Annotated in this window: 20 protein-coding genes and 1 tRNA gene; 11 read left to right on the forward strand and 10 right to left on the reverse strand. The window is 71.3% G+C overall.

Features of this window, described 5'->3' with window-relative positions; all coding sequences use genetic code 11:
- Nucleotides 1-66: 66 nt before the first annotated feature.
- Nucleotides 67-717 (forward strand): NAD(P)-dependent oxidoreductase, encoded by a 651-nt coding sequence (locus IFT51_RS08500; RefSeq protein ID WP_192060664.1) that lies wholly within the window; start codon nucleotides 67-69, stop codon nucleotides 715-717.
- 63 nt (nucleotides 718-780) lie between these two features.
- Here IFT51_RS08500 and IFT51_RS08505 read toward each other — a convergent pair whose 3' ends face one another.
- Nucleotides 781-1,344: a hypothetical protein gene (locus IFT51_RS08505; protein ID WP_192060665.1), complete on the reverse strand. Its 564-nt coding sequence runs from the start codon at nucleotides 1,342-1,344 to the stop codon at nucleotides 781-783.
- 218 nt (nucleotides 1,345-1,562) lie between these two features.
- Between IFT51_RS08505 and IFT51_RS08510 the strand changes: the two genes are divergently transcribed.
- The gene (locus tag IFT51_RS08510; RefSeq protein ID WP_192060666.1) at nucleotides 1,563-2,312 is read left to right on the forward strand and encodes a helix-turn-helix transcriptional regulator; all 750 of its coding nucleotides are present in this window, start codon (nucleotides 1,563-1,565) and stop codon (nucleotides 2,310-2,312) included.
- On the forward strand, nucleotides 2,309-3,169 hold the full coding sequence (locus tag IFT51_RS08515; protein ID WP_197981939.1) for a hypothetical protein: 861 nt from the start codon (nucleotides 2,309-2,311) through the stop codon (nucleotides 3,167-3,169). Before IFT51_RS08510 ends, IFT51_RS08515 begins: the two co-directional genes overlap by 4 nt.
- Before the next feature lie 9 nt (nucleotides 3,170-3,178).
- On the opposite strand, the gene IFT51_RS08520 is transcribed toward IFT51_RS08515, so the two are convergent.
- Nucleotides 3,179-4,126 carry a GlxA family transcriptional regulator gene (locus tag IFT51_RS08520; protein WP_192060667.1) on the reverse strand — a complete coding sequence of 316 codons (948 nt, stop codon included), beginning with the start codon at nucleotides 4,124-4,126 and terminating at the stop codon, nucleotides 3,179-3,181.
- A gap of 129 nt (nucleotides 4,127-4,255) precedes the next feature.
- Here IFT51_RS08520 and IFT51_RS08525 point away from each other — a divergent pair, with 129 nt between their 5' ends.
- From IFT51_RS08525 to IFT51_RS08535, 3 genes are all read left to right on the forward strand, one after another.
- Nucleotides 4,256-4,894 (forward strand): isochorismatase family protein, encoded by a 639-nt coding sequence (locus IFT51_RS08525; protein WP_192060668.1) that lies wholly within the window; start codon nucleotides 4,256-4,258, stop codon nucleotides 4,892-4,894.
- Nucleotides 4,895-5,011: 117 nt separating this feature from the next.
- Nucleotides 5,012-5,899: a helix-turn-helix transcriptional regulator gene (locus IFT51_RS08530; protein ID WP_192060669.1), complete on the forward strand. Its 888-nt coding sequence runs from the start codon at nucleotides 5,012-5,014 to the stop codon at nucleotides 5,897-5,899.
- A gap of 88 nt (nucleotides 5,900-5,987) precedes the next feature.
- On the forward strand, nucleotides 5,988-7,199 hold the full coding sequence (locus tag IFT51_RS08535; protein WP_192060670.1) for an MFS transporter: 1,212 nt from the start codon (nucleotides 5,988-5,990) through the stop codon (nucleotides 7,197-7,199).
- A gap of 88 nt (nucleotides 7,200-7,287) precedes the next feature.
- Here the strand turns inward: IFT51_RS08535 and IFT51_RS15345 are convergent, their stop codons facing one another.
- The 5 genes from IFT51_RS15345 to IFT51_RS08555 form a co-directional block, all read right to left on the reverse strand.
- Nucleotides 7,288-7,410: a hypothetical protein gene (locus IFT51_RS15345; protein WP_256415638.1), complete on the reverse strand. Its 123-nt coding sequence runs from the start codon at nucleotides 7,408-7,410 to the stop codon at nucleotides 7,288-7,290.
- Nucleotides 7,411-7,810: 400 nt separating this feature from the next.
- On the reverse strand, nucleotides 7,811-8,395 hold the full coding sequence (locus tag IFT51_RS08540; RefSeq protein ID WP_192060671.1) for a DUF1349 domain-containing protein: 585 nt from the start codon (nucleotides 8,393-8,395) through the stop codon (nucleotides 7,811-7,813).
- Between the two features lie 68 nt (nucleotides 8,396-8,463).
- On the reverse strand, nucleotides 8,464-8,685 hold the full coding sequence (locus IFT51_RS08545) for a hypothetical protein (protein ID WP_192060672.1): 222 nt from the start codon (nucleotides 8,683-8,685) through the stop codon (nucleotides 8,464-8,466).
- A gap of 159 nt (nucleotides 8,686-8,844) precedes the next feature.
- Nucleotides 8,845-10,011 (reverse strand): Fic family protein, encoded by a 1,167-nt coding sequence (locus IFT51_RS08550; RefSeq protein WP_371740747.1) that lies wholly within the window; start codon nucleotides 10,009-10,011, stop codon nucleotides 8,845-8,847.
- Between the two features lie 169 nt (nucleotides 10,012-10,180).
- On the reverse strand, nucleotides 10,181-10,537 hold the full coding sequence (locus IFT51_RS08555; protein ID WP_192060674.1) for a VOC family protein: 357 nt from the start codon (nucleotides 10,535-10,537) through the stop codon (nucleotides 10,181-10,183).
- Between the two features lie 335 nt (nucleotides 10,538-10,872).
- On the opposite strand from IFT51_RS08555, the gene IFT51_RS08560 reads away from it, so the two are divergent.
- From IFT51_RS08560 to IFT51_RS08570, 3 genes are all read left to right on the forward strand, one after another.
- Entirely contained in the window at nucleotides 10,873-11,919 is a 1,047-nt protein-coding gene (locus tag IFT51_RS08560) for an NAD(P)-dependent alcohol dehydrogenase (protein WP_192060675.1), read from the forward strand.
- A gap of 210 nt (nucleotides 11,920-12,129) precedes the next feature.
- Complete coding sequence (locus IFT51_RS08565; RefSeq protein WP_192060676.1) at nucleotides 12,130-12,966, forward strand: alpha/beta fold hydrolase; 837 nt, start codon at nucleotides 12,130-12,132, stop codon at nucleotides 12,964-12,966.
- 126 nt (nucleotides 12,967-13,092) lie between these two features.
- Nucleotides 13,093-14,400 carry an alpha-amylase family glycosyl hydrolase gene (locus tag IFT51_RS08570; RefSeq protein ID WP_192060677.1) on the forward strand — a complete coding sequence of 436 codons (1,308 nt, stop codon included), beginning with the start codon at nucleotides 13,093-13,095 and terminating at the stop codon, nucleotides 14,398-14,400.
- Nucleotides 14,401-14,451: 51 nt separating this feature from the next.
- Here the strand turns inward: IFT51_RS08570 and IFT51_RS08575 are convergent, their stop codons facing one another.
- Entirely contained in the window at nucleotides 14,452-15,633 is a 1,182-nt protein-coding gene (locus tag IFT51_RS08575; RefSeq protein ID WP_192060678.1) for an MFS transporter, read from the reverse strand.
- 177 nt (nucleotides 15,634-15,810) lie between these two features.
- Between IFT51_RS08575 and IFT51_RS08580 the strand changes: the two genes are divergently transcribed.
- The gene (locus IFT51_RS08580) at nucleotides 15,811-16,170 is read left to right on the forward strand and encodes a carboxymuconolactone decarboxylase family protein (RefSeq protein ID WP_192060877.1); all 360 of its coding nucleotides are present in this window, start codon (nucleotides 15,811-15,813) and stop codon (nucleotides 16,168-16,170) included.
- Nucleotides 16,167-16,568 carry a cupin domain-containing protein gene (locus IFT51_RS08585; RefSeq protein WP_192060679.1) on the forward strand — a complete coding sequence of 134 codons (402 nt, stop codon included), beginning with the start codon at nucleotides 16,167-16,169 and terminating at the stop codon, nucleotides 16,566-16,568. The genes IFT51_RS08580 and IFT51_RS08585 overlap by 4 nt, the downstream gene beginning before the upstream one ends.
- A 59-nt stretch (nucleotides 16,569-16,627) precedes the next feature.
- On the opposite strand, the gene IFT51_RS08590 is transcribed toward IFT51_RS08585, so the two are convergent.
- Both IFT51_RS08590 and IFT51_RS08595 read right to left on the reverse strand, forming a co-directional pair.
- Nucleotides 16,628-16,697: transfer RNA gene (locus IFT51_RS08590), tRNA-Arg, on the reverse strand.
- A gap of 136 nt (nucleotides 16,698-16,833) precedes the next feature.
- Nucleotides 16,834-17,301, reverse strand: coding sequence for an RbsD/FucU family protein (locus tag IFT51_RS08595; RefSeq protein WP_192060680.1), 468 nt, complete (start codon nucleotides 17,299-17,301; stop codon nucleotides 16,834-16,836).
- Between the last annotated feature and the right edge of the window lie 52 nt (nucleotides 17,302-17,353).

Genomic DNA, 17,353 nt, shown 5'->3' on the forward strand with positions numbered 1-17,353 from the left:
CTAATGGATCTACCGTAGCCGTGCGACCCCGCAGCGGGGAAGCCCCAGCACAAGAAGGAGCACGCCATGAGCACCATCACCGTCGTCGGAGGAACCGGCTACGCCGGCAGCGCCATCGTCCGCGAGGCCGCATCGCGCGGTCACGAGGTCGTCTCGTTCAGCCGTTCCGTCCCCGCCGAGGAGGCGCGGGTCGACGGCGTCCGCTACGAGACCGGTTCGATGCTCGACGCCGAGGCCCGCCTCCGTGCCGTCACCGGCAGCGACGTCGTGGTCTCGTCGCTCTCACCCCGCGGCGAGCTCGACGGGAGGATCGTCGAGGCCGATCTGGCCCTCGCCGCCCTCGCGGCCGAGCACGGCGTCCGCTTCGGCGTCGTCGGCGGCTACAGCTCGCTCCGACTCGAGGAGGGCGGCCCGCGTCAGGCCGACACCGACCAGCTGCCCCCCGAGTTCGCGAGCGAGGCCAAGCAGATGAACGAGGTGCTCGAACTGCTCGGCGGCACGGACGACAGCCTCGACTGGTTCTTCGTCTCGCCCGCCCAGCTGTTCGGCGCGTACGCCCCCGGCGAGGCGCGCGGCGAGTACCGCACCGGCGGCGACCGGGCCTTCACCGACGCCGAGGGCGTCTCGGCCGTGAGCGGGCAGGACTTCGCCCTCGCGATCGTCGACGAGATCGACACCCCGAAGCACCGCCGCGCGCACTTCAGCGTCGCCTACTGAGCGTCGCCTACTGAGCGTCGCCTCACGGGCATCATCTGACGGGCGTCGCCTGACGGGCGTCGCCTACTGAGCGTCGCCCTGCAGGTCGGCCACGCGGTCGCCGGCGACCCGCTCGTCGAGCGCCCGGTCGTCGGCGCCGCGGTCGTCGACGGCGCTGCCGTCGAGCGCGCGGGTCGCCGCCTCCGTCACGTCGCGTGCGAGCGCGATGGCGTCCACCCGCAGCAGACGGGCCGCCCGCGACCTCGACACGTCGAAGGCCACTGCGAGGGCGGAGGCTGTGTAGCCGGCCGCGCCGAGTTCGCGTGCGATGCGTCGCTGCTCGACCCGCGCCTCCTCGTCCGGGAGGTCGGGTCGGGTCGCAGCCGCCCAGCGACGCCGTGCGTCGTCGGGGATGTCGATCACGAGGCGCACGTCGATGTCCTCCGGGCGGACGGCCAGCCAGAGGGCGGCCAGCTCGCGCGACTCGTCGACCAGGGTGTCGACGTCGACCGCCGAACCGTGGGCGGTGAACGTGCCGGTGGTGCGATCGCCGCCCTCGGCGCCGGATCCGGTCACGACGACCGTCCACGACGTGGGCGTCGGCCGCACCGCGCGGGCGTGGACGGACCTTCTGCTCGGGGTGGTCATGTCGGGAGGCTCCTGTCATTGACGCCGATCGACGGTGAGACGGCCTGATTCTGACGACGGGCCCGAGTCGTGACGCTGTCGGTGCGCTTCGGGCCGCACCCCCATTAGACCCCCTATCGAGGGTGAGAGCGTCGCGAGCGCTCGAATCAGCCCACGTCGTCACCGTCTCATCTCTGAGACTCGATGACGATCCATCTCAAGATTGATACGATCGGGTGATGGATCTCCAGCAGCTGCCGATGCGCGCCCGTCAGGCCAGCCTGCTCGGTGCCACCGAACTCGCGGCCAGAACCGGGCTCAGCCGCCCGACGCTCTACAGGGTGCTCGGCGGGCGCCCCCCTCGCATCGACGACCTGCGCGAACTGGCCCTGGCCTGCGGATTCGACATCGACGCCGCACTGATCCCCGTCAGCGATCCCCTCGCCGCAGTCGCAGCGAGAGCCGCCCTGGGTGATCCCGACGTCGCCGAGTGGTCGGATTCCGCGACCGCGTGGCTCGAACGACTGCAGCGCTATGTCGCCGCAGGCTCGGAGGCCGACGTGCAGGTCGCGCTCATCGACGAGGCCGGCCGGGCGTCGGCGCCCGCCCAGCGGGAGGGCTCGATCCATCTGCGGGGCGACGCTCGCTATGTGGATCGCCTCGTCTCTGCCGGGTCCGCCTCCGGCGACGACTGGGCGCTCTCGGGCTGGGCGGCGCTCGATGCGATGGAGATCGACGCCGACGCGCCGACCATCCTCTGGACACCCGAGCCGCGACGCGTCGCGCAACTGCTCGCCGACTCCTTCCGCCCCGGTCTCGCGGGGCTGTCGGACCTCATCCTGACTCCGGCCCACCCGTCGGTGTTCGCCGGTGCGCTCGAGATCGACTCCGTGCGACTGGTCGCGCCGATCCAGGCGCACATCGACGCCGTCGGGCTCGGCGAGGCACCTCGCTCGGCCGCTCTGGCGCACCTCCGGCGAGAACGATGACAGACGAGCAGTCACGGGGACTCGGGGCCGACGGGTACCGCACACGGCCCGGGCGCCCCCCGGCCGCTACGACCGAGGCGCGAGCCGGCGCACCACGCAGGGGCCTCCGGGCGACGACCCCCGACGAGACCTTCGCCGCCACGGCCGTCCGCTGGGACATCACCCGCGTGCCCCTCGACCGCATCGAGAGCTCGTCGATCGAGCGGGCACGCCACCGATTCAGGGCGTCGCTACCCGATCTCGTCTGGAACGCCGCGGCACTCGAGGGCAACACCTTCACCCTCCCCGAGGTGCGGACGCTGCTCGACGGCGTGACGGTCGGCGGCCGGCCCCTCGACGACGAGAAGCAGGTGCTCGCCCTGGTCGACGGCTACACCCATCTCGACGAGCTCGTGGCGTCCGGCTCGTTCAGCCTGTCGAAGAGCGTCTCCGACGATCTCCATCGCCGTGTCGCCATCCATGAGGCGATCGAATCGGGCGGCTTCCGTGGCGAGGGGGACGTCGGAGGCGGGGGCACGGTCCGACTCGCCTCCGGCGGACTGGTCGTCGGTGTGCCCCAGAGCGAACTAGCCGGGCGTTTCGCCGCGTCGGCGGATTTCCTCGAAGCTCTCGACGATCCCCGAGAACGAGCCCTCGGCTACTTCGTCTCGGCGACCAGATCGCAGTTCTACTTCGACGGGAACAAGCGGACGGCCCGCCTGATGATGACCGGGCTGCTCATGTCCGAGGGCTACGAGGCGGTCAGCCTCCCGGTGGCGCGCAAGTTCGAGTTCAACAAGGCGCTCGACATCCTGTTCACCGACGACGACGCCACCCCGCTCATGGCGTTCATCGCAAGCTGCGCCTCGCGAGCCTGACCCTGCCGGTCACGCCCGGGCGTCGAACCGGCGTCGGTAGCTCGACGGCGTGCTGCCGAAGGCGCTCGCGAAGTTCTGCCGCAGCGTGACGGGATTGCCGAACCCGCACGACGAGGCGACCTGGTCGATCGGGAGGTCGGTCGTCTCGAGCAGGCGTCGCGCCTCGTCGAGGCGTCGTGATCGCACCCAGGCGGCCGGTGTCGTGCCGGTCGACGCCCGGAACGCCCGCACGAACGTCCGGCGACTCAGCCGCGCCTCCGACGCCAGACGGTCGACGCCGAGCTCGTCGCCGAGATGCTCGAGGGCCCAGGCGGTCGCGACCGCGATCGGGTCCGTCGCCGCATGCTGCGCGACGGGTCGCTCGATGTACTGCGCCTGACCGCCTTCGCGATGCGGTGCGACGACCAGGCTGCGGGCCACCCTGTTCGCGGCCTCCGCACCGAGGCGGGTCCGGACGACGTGCAGGCACGCGTCGATGCCGGAGGCGGTGCCCGCCGAGGTCAGCACGTCGCCGTGGTCGAGATAGAGGACGCCCGGCTCGACGGTGATACCCGGGTGCCTCCGCGCCAGCCCCTCGACGGCGTGCCAGTGGGTGACCGCGCTGCGACCCTCCAGCAGGCCGAGGTCCGCCACGGCGAGGGCGCCGAGGCAGAGACCGACGATCGTCGAACCCCGGTCGTGCGCCGCGAGCACGACCCGGCGTAACGCGGCGCCGGGCTCGCGGCCGTCGTCGACCCACGACGGGACGACGACCAGATCGGCGTCGGCCACGGCGTCGAGACCGGCGACGCCGCCGAGCGAGTAGCCCTCGGCGGTCGTGATCGATCCGGCCCGCTCGGAGAACAGCGTCGTCCGCCATGGTCCGAGCCCCTGGCGGGCGACCTCGTCGAAGACGATCTGCGGCACCGACAGATGGAACATGGAGACGCCCTCGAAGGCGTAGACGGCGATCTTCACGGGCGGACCTCCTCGATGGCCTGAATCCATCGTATCGACGCACACGGGCCACTCGTGCGAGGCGCCCCCCGCGAGGAGGATCGTCGGTGGATCGCATCCCGCGCCGACGCCCTCGAACAAGGAGCCCCCATGACCACACCGAACCGCGCCCTCATCGTCGTCGACGTCCAGCAGGAGTACTTCGCCGGCCCGCTCGAGATCCAGTACCCCTCCGTCGACGACTCCCTGGCCCGTGTCGCCGAGGCCATCGACGCCGCCTCGGCCGCCGGCATCCCCGTCGTGGTGTTCCAGCACACGTCGGGCGAGGGCTCCCCCGTGTTCGATCCGAGCACCGAGGCGTTCGCCCTGCACCCCGAGATCGAGAGGCGTCGCCGCTCCGACTGGAAGTCGATCACCAAGCAGTACAGCTCGGTCTTCGCCGACACCGACCTGCTCGACTGGCTGCACGAGAACTCGCTCGACACCGTCACCCTGGTCGGGTACATGACGAACAACTGCATCCTCGCCTCGGCCGCCGGGGCCGAGGCGGTCGGCATCACCGCCGAGGTGCTGTCCGACGCGACGGGCGCCATCAGCCTCGGGAACGACGCCGGCCACGTCGACGCCGAGACCGTGCACCGCACCCTCATGGCCCTCCTCGATTCGAACTTCGCGGCCGTCGCCACGACGAAGGGGTGGACGACCGCGGTGTCGGCGGGCCAGCCGCTCGCCGCGAGCAACCTGCCCGAATCGGCGACGGCGGGCGCCGCGCGCTTCCCCCGCGGCTGACCGAAGAGGAGGAGGCACGGCCCGCCCGCGCCGGTCCGTCTCCGCTCGCCCGGCTCGCCGGACGGGGGTTCCGGCAGGGCCTGGCTGGGCCTGGCGGGCGGCTCTAGGGTCGGTGACATGGATGAACGAGCCGAGGTCCGCGAGTTCCTCGCTTCACGCCGGGCACGGCTGTCGCCCGAGCAGGCGGGCGTCGTCAGCGCCGGCGGGCGTCGACGCGTCCCCGGGCTGCGGCGTGACGAGGTCGCCCGCCTGGCCGGTGTCAGCGTCGACTACTACACGCGTCTCGAGCGGGGGAACCTCGGCGGGGTGTCCGACAGCGTCCTCGACGCGATCTCCCGTGCGCTCGGGCTCGACCAGGCCGAGACCGACCACCTCCACGACCTCGCCAAGGCGTTCGCCCCGTCGCGTCGCAGGCCGCCCGTCGGCGCCGAGCAGAAGATCGCCCAGTCGCCCGTGCAGCACATGCTCGACGCGATGACCGGCGCGCCCGCCATGGTGACGAACACCCGCATGGACCTCGTCGCCGCCAACACGCTCGGCTTCGCCCTGTACTCCGACATGTACCGCGGCACGCTGCGCCCCGGCAACCACTCGCGCTACATCTTCCTCGACCCGGGCGCGCGCGACTTCTACCCCGACTGGGAGCGCGCGGCCAACGTCAACGTCGCCATCCTCCGCCGCGACGCCGGGCGCGACCCCCACGACGCCGGGATCGCCGCGCTCGTCGGCGAGCTCTCGATCCGCAGCGACGAGTTCCGCACCCGCTGGGCGGCGCACGACGTCCGCCGCCACTACACGGGCGCGAAGCAGTTCCGGCATCCGGTCGTCGGCCTGCTCGAACTCGACTTCCAGGCGATGGAGCTGCAAGACACCCCGGGCCACTCGCTCACCGTCTACACGGCCGTGCCCGGCTCGCCCTCCGACGAGGGGCTCAGGCTCCTCGCCTCGTGGGCCGCGACCGAGCACATCGTCGAGCGCGACCACACGATCGACACCGCCTCCTGACCCTCCACCCTCCGCCGCCCCGCGGCATCCTCCCCGCCACCGGGCACGCCCCGAGGAGGCGCGTCTCCGCGCCCGAAAGGACCTCACGATGGCCACCGCGCCCGTCCCCACCCGCTCGACCCGCGCCTCCGGCCCCACCGCGCCCGTCGACCGTCTGCCGCTGCTCTCGCTCGTCGTCCTCGCGACGATGGGGTTCATCCTCGTCGCGATGGAGACGATGCCGGCGGGTCTGCTGCCCGTCATCGCGGACGGCCTCGACACGAGCGAAGGCGCCGTGGGTCTGCTCATCAGCGCCTACGCGCTCGGCACCGTGCTGGCGACCGTGCCGGCCATCGCGCTCACCCGGGGGATGCGACGCAAGCCGCTCCTCCTGATCGCCATCACCGGGCTGGTCGTGGCGAACACCGTGACGGCGCTCTCGCCCGTGATCGCGCTCGCCCTGGTGTCGCGGTTCGTCGCCGGGGCCTTCTCGGGCGTGATCTGGGGCATGCTCGCCGCCTACGGCCGCCGCATCAGCCCGCCGAGCCGCGCCGGTCTCTCGCTCGCCGTCGTCTCGGCCGGCGCACCCGTCGGCTTCGCGTTCGGCACGCCGCTCGGCTCGTGGCTCGGCATGACCTTCGACTGGCGCTGGTCGTTCGGCGGATTGACCCTGATCGGCGTCGTGGTGTTCGCGCTCGTGGCCGCGGTCGTCCCCGACGCCGCACCGGCACCCGAGGGGGCGCGCCTGTCGCTCGGGCGAGTGTTCCGCATCCCCGGCATCGCGGTGATCCTCGCGGTGATCGCCGCCTGGATGCTCGCGCACAACACGATCTACACGTACGTCTCGCCGTACCTGCGGGCCGGCGGCTCGGGGCTCGGAGTCGACGTGATGCTGCTGATCTACGGCGTCGCCTCGATCGGCGGGATCGTCGTCACCGGGGCGCTGCTCGACCGGTACCCGCGGGCGCTGCTGCACGGCAGCGTCGCGCTCTTCGTGGTCGCCGGGGTGATCCTGCTCGCGGGTCACGCGTCGGTGCCGGCCGTCGTCGTCGCCGCGGTGCTCTGGGGCGTGACGTTCGGCGGGGCGTCGGCTCAGCTGCAGGCGGCCCTCACGACCGTCGGCGGAGACAACGCCGACGTCGCGAACGCGTTCCTGCCGGTGGCGTTCAACGTGGCGATCTTCTTCGCCGGCATCGTCGGGGCGGCTCTGCTGACCACGGCCGACGGCCTCGTGCTGCCCGTGCTGATGATCGGGTCCGGGGTCGTGGCGTTGGCGCTGACCGTGTACGGGCGGCGCGACGCGTTCCCCGCGGCACTCTGACCGTCGCTGGGTCGCCCGCGACGAAGGCCCTGCCGATCGTTCGGGAGAGCCTTCGCCCTGGCTTCATCGCATGCGGTGATGCGCGGGACTACGGGCGGATCAGCACCCTGAACGCCTCGTGGGAGTCCATCAGTTGGCAGCCCTCCGCGATCTCCCACAGGCGCACTTTGCGGTCGAACACGCGGCCCGGGTCGATGGTTTCGTCGAGCACCTGACAAGTGGAGCTGACGATCGACTGGGGAGTGCTCGACGCCAGGTACGACTACACAGCCATCGTCTGAATGTCGGAACCGGGATCACCGTCGCAGAAGGGGCTGTCGCGTCTGGCTGACCCTCTGAGAGTTGGTCGAAGTCGTTTGGTCAGCGTAAGACACGGCGCGAGCTAGTCGCACCGTCCTCTGTGTAGGGGGGCTCTCCTCGATGCAAGCATTCGGCCACGCTCCAAGCACCCTCGGACCAACATCTCGTCGGGGCCGAGGATAAGACGAGGAAAGTTGAACCCGTACTGCGTCTGCTCGCCGTGGATGAAGCGGAGCTCGTCCGGGGAGTCGAAATCGATGGTGCCCGAGACCTGGATGGTGGTGCTGGTGCCACGACCCTAGCCCGAGCGGTCAGTCCTCGGGGTGCAGGCTCTCATCGGCGGGCATCGTCCTCCATGCGGTGAAGTGCACGGTGAGGTCGGCGCGCGACGGGGCGCAGCAGAAGGGGCCGGCGCTCGCCGCGGCATCGGGAGCGAGCGGGGCGACCCGCACCAGACGCCAGGGCTCGGCGTCGACCCGCGCCCGGACCGTGAGCGCATCCCCCGAGCGGCTGGCTCGGATCGTCACGGTCCGGCCGGTCCAGTCGACCGGTGACAGCGACCAGTCGGACTCTCCTCGCGTCACCACGGCACCGAGGCTCTGCTCGCCGTCGCTGAGCTCCACCCCGGCCTTGACCCAGGTCTCGGGGTCGACCGAGACGAAGAGGCCGGCCTGATCGAACTGGGCGGCGAAGTCGAGCACGAACGACACCTCCATCGCCGTGCCCTGCGGGAAGGGCGCGACCAGGGCGTGCTCGGTGTCATGGACGAACCCGTACGAGGTGAGGCGCCAGGCGTCGCTGCCCTCCGTCGCCGTGACCCGCATCCCGTCGACGGCGACGGCGACCGCTGTCGGCTCGGTGGTCCAGGTGCCGGTGGTCCAGGCGATGTCGGTCATGGCGTCCTCGTTCTCGGTGGTCGTCGGGGGTGACGGCGGCAGCGGCGGCAGCGGTGGCGCCGGCGGCGTCAGCGCTCGTGCGTCGGGGCGTCGCCGGCCTGGAGGGCGGCGTGCTGCCTCTCGACGCGTCGGTTCACGGCCATCGCCCGCAGCCCGACCACGATCGAGAACGAACCGCTGACGATCATCAGCACGCCCAGGAGGCCGCTGTCACCTCGCGTGAGCAGCGCACCGCACACGACCACCACGGCGGAGAGGATGAGCTGCAGGGTCGTCCATGTCGTCGTCATCCCTCGACCCTACGAGCCTCCGACCGCGAGCGGCTCGCCCGCACGGCGGAGCGCGCGGCGGAGGCGCGGCGCTCAGACCCCAGGAGGTGGCCGAGACCCCAGCGCGCAGGCGGGGGTCTCGGCGACCCGCTGGGGTCTCGGCGTCTCAGCGGACGTGCGTCACGCCCCCCGCAGTCGGGTGATGCGCTCGCGGATGCGGGAGTCGAGATCGTCGAACTCGTCGAGGACGTCCATCGCCGCGTAGGCCCGGCCGCGGACGCGCTCCGTGACGGCTTCGACGATGTGGTTCTCCGCCAGCACCTCGACGCCGCGATACACGCTCCGCTCAGGGAGGTCGCGCAGCTCGTCGACGAGCTGCTCGACCGTGAAGACGGGCAGCGTCAGCAGAACGGGCAGGATCCGGTCGGCTGCACTGCCTGCCCGAGGTCGGGCCTGTTCCCGCCAGTCCTCCACGTACCGGGCGAATCGGCGCGCAGTGCCTCGCGCCTCACGGGCCGCGGTCTCGACAGAGAGCGCGAGGTCGGTGACGATCGGCGCGACGTCGCCGGTGCGGTAGGCGGTGAGCAGCGAGAAGTAGTGGGTCGTGTCCGCAGCGAGGGCGCTCGCCACAGGCAGCACCGTGTGCGGCGTCACGCCGCGGCGGCGGAGGATCGCCCCGATGAGCGCCCGGCCGATGCGGCCGTTGCCGTCGGTGAACGGGTGGATGCTCTCGAACTGCGCGTGGGCGATCGCCGCCTGAGTGATCGGTTCGACGTCGGCCCGGTTCGAGAAGACGACCAGATCGCGGAGGAGGGCGGGGACGTCATCCGGGGGCGGCGGGACGTAGAGCGCGTTCCGCGGGGAGTGCTGCGAGCCGCCGATCCAGTTCTGCACGTCGCGCACGCGTCCGGCGTACGGGCGCTCGGTCACGTCCGGGTCGTCTCGCATGAGCGCCCCGTGCGCGGTGAGGATCTCGTCGAGCGCGATGGTCGCACCGGAAGCAGCGATGAGCTTCGTGATGGCGGCCCCGGCGGCCACCATCGACATCGCCGAGTCGTTCTCCTTCAGGCCGCCGATGGCCCGTGCGAACGCGAGGGGCGATGCCTCGACGTGTTCGATACGGCTCGAGGCCACCGACTCCATGCGGATCAGGAAGCCGGCGAGCGGGCTGAGCACACCGTCGGCGACCCGCTCGAGGTCGGTCGCCTCGTGGCGGGCTCGAGAGAGATCGCGACTTGAGACGACGGGTACCTCGAGATCGGCGATCATCGGGGGGATCGACGCCCGGACCTCGGAGAGCATCCGGTCTTCCCGCGTGCCGCGGCGGCTCGCGCTAGCCCAGGGCACGGTTCGCGTCGTGTGGGCCGGCCACTCCGCCATCGGGCATCCTCTCGTCGACGACCGAACTCATGATGACAGTTGTCGAGCCTAGATGACAATAGCGAGGAGGTCGTCGCCGCTCGGTGTCGGCGCGGTGCCGGTCCGACCGACACCGCGCCTCCTGCAGGCCCCGAGGTCAGTCGGTCGGGGGCGTGTAGAACTGCAGGTCGTTGCCCTCGGTGTCCTTGAACGGCAGGATGCGGCCCCACGGGTGCTCGCTGATCGTGCCGGTCACGTCGGCGCTGCGCGACTGCAGGTCGGCCAAGGCGTCCTCGAGGGTGCCGTCGGGCTGGAACGTGATGACCGCGCCGCCCTCGCTCGACGCCGCGGCCTCCTCGCGACCGTTCAGGCCGATCATCAGGCCGTTCGCGTCGATCTCGGTCCAGTCGTCGCTCTCGCTCGTCACCGTGAGACCGAGTGCGTCACGGTAGAACGCCGTCGCCCGCCCCATGTCGGTCACGGGCACCCACACTGTTGCCACTCCGCTTGCCATGTCGACTCCTTCGTCCGCCACCGGAATGCCCGATGCAGCGTCTGATCCTTGCTACGCCCCGCACCGTGCGAGCCGTGTCGCTAGTCAGGGCACTTTCCCATCCGGAGGCGTGTCTCACGGGGGCCGTCGCCCTACCGACCCACCCGCAGGAGGCGCGGTGCCGGTCGGACTCGCACCGCGCCTCCTGCGGGCCGTCTCCTCGGGGGGCCCTCTCAGGGCCACCCACGGTCGGCGCGGGAGCGTAACGTCGCAGACGGAGGGCCCGTCGTCGAGCACCGTGTTCCGACCCGCCCCTCGAACCCCCGCGAACCGAACCCACCACCCCCAGGAGAACCATGCGCACCGTCAACGCCTACGCGGCACCGTCCGCCACCGAGCCCCTCGTCAAGACGACCATCGAGCGCCGCGACGTCGGCCCGAAGGACGTCATGATCGACATCGCCTACGCCGGCATCTGCCACAGCGACATCCACACCGTCCGCGGCGAGTGGGGCGAGATCCAGTACCCGCAGGTCGTCGGTCACGAGATCGTCGGCACCGTCTCGGAGGTCGGCTCCGAGGTCACCAAGCACAAGGTCGGCGACCGCGTCGGCGTCGGCTGCATGGTCAACTCGTGCGGCGAGTGCGAGTACTGCAAGCGCGGCGACGAGCAGTACTGCGCCAAGGGCAACGTCGGCACCTACACGGGCGTCGACCCCGCCGACGGCACCATCACGCAGGGCGGCTACTCGCAGGCCGTCGTCGTCACGGAGGACTTCGTGCTCCGCGTGCCCGAGTCGCTCGACTACGACAAGGTCGCCCCGCTGCTCTGCGCCGGCATCACCCTGTACTCGCCCCTGCACCACTGGGGCGTGACCGAGGGCACCAAGGTCGCCATCGTCGGCATGGGGGGACTCGGCCACATGGGCGTCAAGATCGCCGCCGCCCTCGGCGCCGAGGTCACCGTGCTGTCGCAGACCACCTCGAAGAAGGACGACTCGCTGCGCTTCGGCGCCAAGGCGCACTACGCGACCAGCGACGAGCAGACCTTCACCGACCTGGCGAACTCGTTCGACCTGATCATCAACACCGTCTCGGCGAAGGTCGACATGGGCGCGTACCTCGGTCTGCTGGCCGTCGACGGCACGCTCGTCAACGTCGGCGCCCCGTCCGAGCCGCTCGAGGTGCCCGCGTTCGCGCTCATCCCCGCGCGTCGCAGCTGGGCCGGTTCGGCCATCGGCGGCATCCGCGAGACGCAGGAGATGCTCGACTTCTGCGCCGAGCACGGCATCGTGCCCGAGACCGAGCTCATCGACGCCGACCAGATCAACGAGGCGTACGAGCGCGTGCTGAAGTCCGACGTCCGCTACCGCTTCGTCATCGACGCCGCGACGTTCGCCTGAGCCCAGGCCCGGCGGCCCGGGGCTTCCGAGCTCCGGGCCCCGAGCTCTCGGCCCGGGGCCCAGGCTCCGAGGCTCCGTCCTCAGTGCCCGAGCGATAGGCACCGGTTATCCGCATTGCGCAACCCCGACAGCCGGCTGACCGAACCGTCAGCCGGCCCGGGTACGAACGTGGGGGGAAGGCCGCAGCAGCGGCCGGGAAGGCACAACCTCATGACTGAGATCACCGCCCACCACGGGCTCTTCAAAGACACGAACCTCCACGTCGACGACTTCGGCGGCTCGGGACGCACCGTCGTGCTCATCCACGGCTGGCCCCTCTCCGGCGAGTCGTGGAGCAAGCAGGTCCCCGCGTTCCGCGACGCCGGCTACCGCGTCGTCACCTACGACCGCCGAGGCTTCGGACGCAGCGACAAGCCGAAGACCGGATACGACTACGACCACCTGACCGAAGACCTGCACACGGTCCTCACCGAGCTCGACCTGAACGACGTCACGCTCGTCGGGTTCTCGATGGGCGGCGGCGAGGTCGCCCGCTACTTCACGAAGTACGGCACCGAGCGTCTGCACAGCGTCGTCTTCGCCTCGGCCGTCCCGCCGTACCTGATGAAGACCGACGACAACCCCGAGGGCCCTCTCACCAAGGAGGCGGCGGCCGACATGACCGCCGGCCTCACCAAGGACGAGGACTCCTTCTACGACGAGTTCACCACCGGCTTCTTCTCGGTCGACGGCGTGCTCAAGGTCTCCGAGGCCGACCGCCAGGACGCCCTGCGTCTCGCGAAGCAGGCCGACAAGGCCGCCGCGCTCGAGGCCATGGCCTCGTTCGCGAACACGGACTTCCGTGACGACCTCGCCAAGGTGACCGTGCCCACGCTGGTCATCCACGGCGACGGCGACGCGACGGTCCCCTACGAGGGTTCGGGTGCTCGTACGCACAAGGCGATCGCGGGCTCCGAGCTGCACGTCATCGCGGGAGCGCCTCACGGCGCCAACGTGAGCGACGCCGACGAGTTCAACCGCGTCGTGCTCGCCTTCCTCGCGAAGTAGCACTGCTCGCTGAGTAGCACTGCACCCCAGGAGGCGCGGTGCCGGTCCTCGAGACCGGCACTGCGCCTCCTCGGTTCCCGGCCCGCGCCGGGCCGCCGTCGAGCCGCGACCCGTACGGTGGCAGAGGTGAACAGCTCGCAGCACACCATCTGGTGGCACGTCTACCCGCTCGGCTTCGCAGGTGCGGACACGACCGGGGCGGATCGCTCGCCGGCACCGCGCCTCCTCGACCTCGTGCCCTGGCTCGACCATCTACTGGCTCTCGGTGCGAACGGACTCGCCCTCGGGCCGGTCTTCGAGTCGTCGACGCACGGCTACGACACGATCGACTGGCTCGCGGTCGATCCGCGTCTCGGGACCGAGGCCGACCTGGTCACCCTGATCGAGGCGGCGCACGCGAAGGGCGTGAAGGTGATGCTCGACGGCGTCTTCAACCACGTCGGGCCCGAGTTCCCGGCGCTGATCGAGGCGCGGAACGACCCCTCGTCGCCGGCGGCCTCATTGTTCCGCCGTGACGACGACGGCAGCCTGGGCACCTTCGAGGGCCACGGCGGGCTGATCGCGCTCGACCACGACTCGCCCGAGGTCGCCCGTCTGGTGACCGAGGTGCTCACCTACTGGGCCGACCGCGGCGTCGACGCCTGGCGACTCGATGCGGCGTACGCGGTGCCGCCGGCGTTCTGGGCGACCGTGCTGCCGGTGCTGCGCGAGCGCCACCCCGACGTGTACGTGGTCGGCGAGGTGCTGCACGGCGACTACGTCGCGGCGGTGGCCGACGGCGGTCTCGACAGCGTGACGCAGTACGAGCTGTGGCAGGGCGTCTGGCACGGGCTGAACGACGTCAACCTGCACGAGCTCGAGTGGGCCCTGCAGCGTCACGACGGGTTCCTCGACCACTTCGTGCCGCTCACCTTCGTCGGCAACCACGACGTCACGCGCATCGCGAGTCAGATCGACGACGACCGGCACCACGACCACGCCCTGGCGCTGCTCTTCACGCTCGGCGGCACGCCGTCCGTCTACTACGGCGACGAACTCGGACTCCGGGCCCTGAAGGAGGAGCGGGTCGGCGGCGACGACGCCGTGCGCCCGGCGTTCCCCCCGGCGCCCGTCGACGCCCCGGGTGTCGGGGTGCCCGGCGCCCTCCCCGAGGTCCTCGCCCTCCACCAGCGGCTGATCGGCGTGCGACGCCGGCACCCGTGGCTGCACACCGCCCGCAGCCGCACCGTCTCGGTGTCGAACGAGACGCTCGTGCTCGAGGTCGTCGGCGACGGGCCGGGCGAGGCGCTCGTCGTGGCGCTGAACCTGGGCGACGACGAGCTGCGCGTGGCCGAGCCGGCGCCGGGCGAGTGGCTGGCCGGCCGCGACGCGGGGCTCGACGGCGACGTGCTGTCGGTCGGGCCGCACGGCTGGGCGGTCGTCGCGCGACGCTGAGGCGCGGGCGCGGGCGGGGTGCGGTCGCGCGGGATGGGGTGCGGTCGCCGACTAGTCGTCGTCACGAGGTCCATGCGGACCGGAAGAGGCCGCGGCGTTCAGGGCGCGCACCGCGCGGGGCGCCATGGCCGCCGCGCAGGCGCCGACGACCAGGACCACCGCGACGGTGACGACACGGGGCTCCAGGGCGAGGGCGGCCCCGCCCGCGACGGCGCCGATCGCCCCGCCCAGCAGCGCGGCCGCCTCGTAGGTGCCGAGGGCCTCGCCGACGCGGCCGTCGGCCGACCCCGTCACGAGCTCGAGCTCCACGGGCTCGACCAGCGCCCAGGCGGAGCAGGCGAGCACCCAGGCGATGCCGATGGCGAGGGGCTGATCGACGAGGAACAGCGCCGCCGAGGCCACCGTGCTGGCGGCGGTGGCGAGCACCAGCGTGCGGGGGGCGCCGAGGCGGGCTGCCAGGCGTCGCCCCGGGACGGGCAGCAGGGACCACACGACGAGGCCGGGGAGGAAGGTCAGGGCGATCGCATCGACGCCGAGCCCCTGCCCCTGCAGCTTGAGGAGGACGGCGAGGCCTACCGCGCTCTCGACGAGGGCGACGACGGAGACGAGGACGAGCAGCGGCAGGAGGCGACGTCGCAGCGCCCGCGACGCGACGCGGTCGCGCTCGGTCACGGTGCGACGGTGGTCGAGCCGCAGCAGGGCCGCGCAGCAGGCGAGGGCGGCCGCTGCCCCGAGGGCGAAGACGCCTCTGCTGCCCACCAGCCCCAGGGCGGACAACCCGACCACGTAGCCGACCCAGGTGCCGGTGGCCTCGCTGGAGATGAGGCGGGCGAATACGGCGGGCTCGTCGGCGGACCCCTCGGCCACCATCGCCCGCACGGGCACGCGGAAGAGACTCGCACCGAGGCCGGCTACCGCAGCGGACACGATGGCGGTCGGCACGTCGGGGCTGAGCGCGTACCCGGCGGCCCCGAGCGCGAGCGTGGCGGCGCCGAGGGCGGCGACGCGGTTCCTGGCTCTGGTGTCGGCAAGGCGTCCCGCCGCGGCTCGGGCGAGGAAGGACACCACGAGCTCCAAGCCGACCACCACGCCGACGAGCGTCGACGAGGCACCGAGCGAGGCCGCAGCCCAGAGCGGCACGAGGAACCCCAGCACCTCCACCACGCCACCCACGGCTCCGGCCGTGGAGAGCGCGGTGGACACCCGCCTCGACGTCGTGAGATCAGCGCCCATGCGCATCACCCCCGATCGGGCGAAAGTCTGGCACGCAGCGCCGGGCCGGACCATCCGCCGAGCGACGGAGGCGTGGAGCGGCCCTCGTGGGGTGCCACAGCAGTGCCCCCCATCTGATCTCCGCAGGGCGTTCGCTGGAGATCGCGACCACGAGACGTGGTCGTCGACGACGAGAAGATGAGGAGAACGACCGTGGCAGAACAGCGCAAGCAAGTCGGGGGTGGACGGAACATGTTCGGGGACTTCGCTCCGAAGCTCGCCGCCCTCACCGACGACGTCCTGTTCGAGGACGTCTGGAACCGAACCGAACTGTCCGCACGCGACCGGAGCCTGATCACGGTCGCCGTCCTCGCCGCCGGTGGGCACACCGGGCAGCTCGAGTTCCACCTGGGCCTCGCTGTCGAGAACGGCGTGACCCAGGAGGAGCTGATCGAGGCCATCACCCACGTCACCCTCTACGCCGGCTGGCCCAATGGCATGGCCGCGATGGGGGTCGCCAAGAAGCTCTTCACCACGGAAGACCAGGAGAAGTCGTGAACATCGAGCCCGCCACCCCTACGAGCAAGAACCCGCCCGAGCAGTTCGCCGGCGACGTCTGGCTCGACCCGATCGCACTGCCCCACGAGGACGGCCAGCACATGGTCGTCGCCACCGTCCGCTTCGCCCCGGGCGCCCGGACCGCGTGGCACTCCCACGAGAAGGGCCAGTACCTGCGCGTCACCGCCGGCGTCGGCCGCTTCGGCACCCGCGACGGCCAGATCATCGACGTCCACCCCGGCCAGACGATCTACACCCCGCCCGGGCAGGAGCACTTCCACGCCGCCGCGCCCGGTGTGTTCATGGAGCACATCGCGATGCTCGAGAACGGCGACGACCCCGCCACGACCACCACCTGGCTCGAGCACATCGCCGACAGCGAGTTCGACGGCGGCTAGGTCGGCGAAGTCGCACGAAAAAGGCGGCCCACGTAGTGGACCGCCTTTTTATTGTGTGCGCTTGGAGGGACTCGAACCCCCGACCTCCTGATCCGTAGTCAGATGCCTGGGAGGGTTGCCGTTACGGCAAGAACTGGCAGTCGCTCACTGCGGGCCTGAATGCCGTCGGGCAGGTCACACCGACCCCGGCCCGACGACCTCTCGGCGGCCTCGTGCTCCGCCGTTCGACGCGGTCACCGAAGTAGAGACCGGCGGCGACGGCGGATCACGACGACACGGAGCCGCGGTCGACGTCGATGACGCCTTTACGGAGGATGAAGCAGCCGTACGGGCCAGGGTCCGACGTCCGGACGACGGCGAAGGACCGGCGAGCCGCGGCGTAGAAGTCGAACCGTTCCACTGCCTCCACGGTGACCGGGTGGCCGGTGATCCCGTCGAGCGTGGCTTGGAACTCCAGTTGCACCGGCACGAGGCGCTCAGGGTCGTCGACGACTGCCATCCTCTTGACGGGGGCTTCGACGAACGTGTCGAGAGGCATCAGCGAGAGGATCGCAGTACAGGCTCGAGGGAGGTCGCAGCCAGCGAGGTCGACGACCTTGCCGTGGGTCGTGTGGGCCGCGATGGAGGCTGCCGGGTGGTTCACGTCGCAGAGGAGCAGATCGTCTCCGTGCCCCATCGACATGAGGACGAACAGCAGCTCGGCGGTCAGTGCACTGTCGATGCCCTTGAGCATGACGACTCCTTCGGTGAGTGGTGGCTGGACGGGACGGCGGAGGGGTCAGGGC

Origin of the sequence: Frigoribacterium sp. CFBP 13712 (genome assembly GCF_014842255.1) — a bacterium.
Classification (GTDB): domain Bacteria; phylum Actinomycetota; class Actinomycetes; order Actinomycetales; family Microbacteriaceae; genus Frigoribacterium.

Bases quoted from the DNA above. Each gene is read 5' to 3' on its own strand.
- IFT51_RS08500 (WP_192060664.1), top strand. From the start codon at position 67: ATGAGCACCATCACCGTCGTCGGAGGAACCGGCTACGCCGGCAGCGCC.
- IFT51_RS08505 (WP_192060665.1), bottom strand. From the start codon at position 1,344: ATGACCACCCCGAGCAGAAGGTCCGTCCACGCCCGCGCGGTGCGGCCG.
- IFT51_RS08510 (WP_192060666.1), top strand. From the start codon at position 1,563: ATGGATCTCCAGCAGCTGCCGATGCGCGCCCGTCAGGCCAGCCTGCTC.
- IFT51_RS08515 (WP_197981939.1), top strand. From the start codon at position 2,309: ATGACAGACGAGCAGTCACGGGGACTCGGGGCCGACGGGTACCGCACA.
- IFT51_RS08525 (WP_192060668.1), top strand. From the start codon at position 4,256: ATGACCACACCGAACCGCGCCCTCATCGTCGTCGACGTCCAGCAGGAG.
- IFT51_RS08530 (WP_192060669.1), top strand. From the start codon at position 5,012: ATGGATGAACGAGCCGAGGTCCGCGAGTTCCTCGCTTCACGCCGGGCA.
- IFT51_RS08535 (WP_192060670.1), top strand. From the start codon at position 5,988: ATGGCCACCGCGCCCGTCCCCACCCGCTCGACCCGCGCCTCCGGCCCC.
- IFT51_RS08540 (WP_192060671.1), bottom strand. From the start codon at position 8,395: ATGACCGACATCGCCTGGACCACCGGCACCTGGACCACCGAGCCGACA.
- IFT51_RS08545 (WP_192060672.1), bottom strand. From the start codon at position 8,685: ATGACGACGACATGGACGACCCTGCAGCTCATCCTCTCCGCCGTGGTG.
- IFT51_RS08555 (WP_192060674.1), bottom strand. From the start codon at position 10,537: ATGGCAAGCGGAGTGGCAACAGTGTGGGTGCCCGTGACCGACATGGGG.
- IFT51_RS08560 (WP_192060675.1), top strand. From the start codon at position 10,873: ATGCGCACCGTCAACGCCTACGCGGCACCGTCCGCCACCGAGCCCCTC.
- IFT51_RS08565 (WP_192060676.1), top strand. From the start codon at position 12,130: ATGACTGAGATCACCGCCCACCACGGGCTCTTCAAAGACACGAACCTC.
- IFT51_RS08575 (WP_192060678.1), bottom strand. From the start codon at position 15,633: ATGGGCGCTGATCTCACGACGTCGAGGCGGGTGTCCACCGCGCTCTCC.
- IFT51_RS08580 (WP_192060877.1), top strand. From the start codon at position 15,811: ATGAGGAGAACGACCGTGGCAGAACAGCGCAAGCAAGTCGGGGGTGGA.
- IFT51_RS08595 (WP_192060680.1), bottom strand. From the start codon at position 17,301: ATGCTCAAGGGCATCGACAGTGCACTGACCGCCGAGCTGCTGTTCGTC.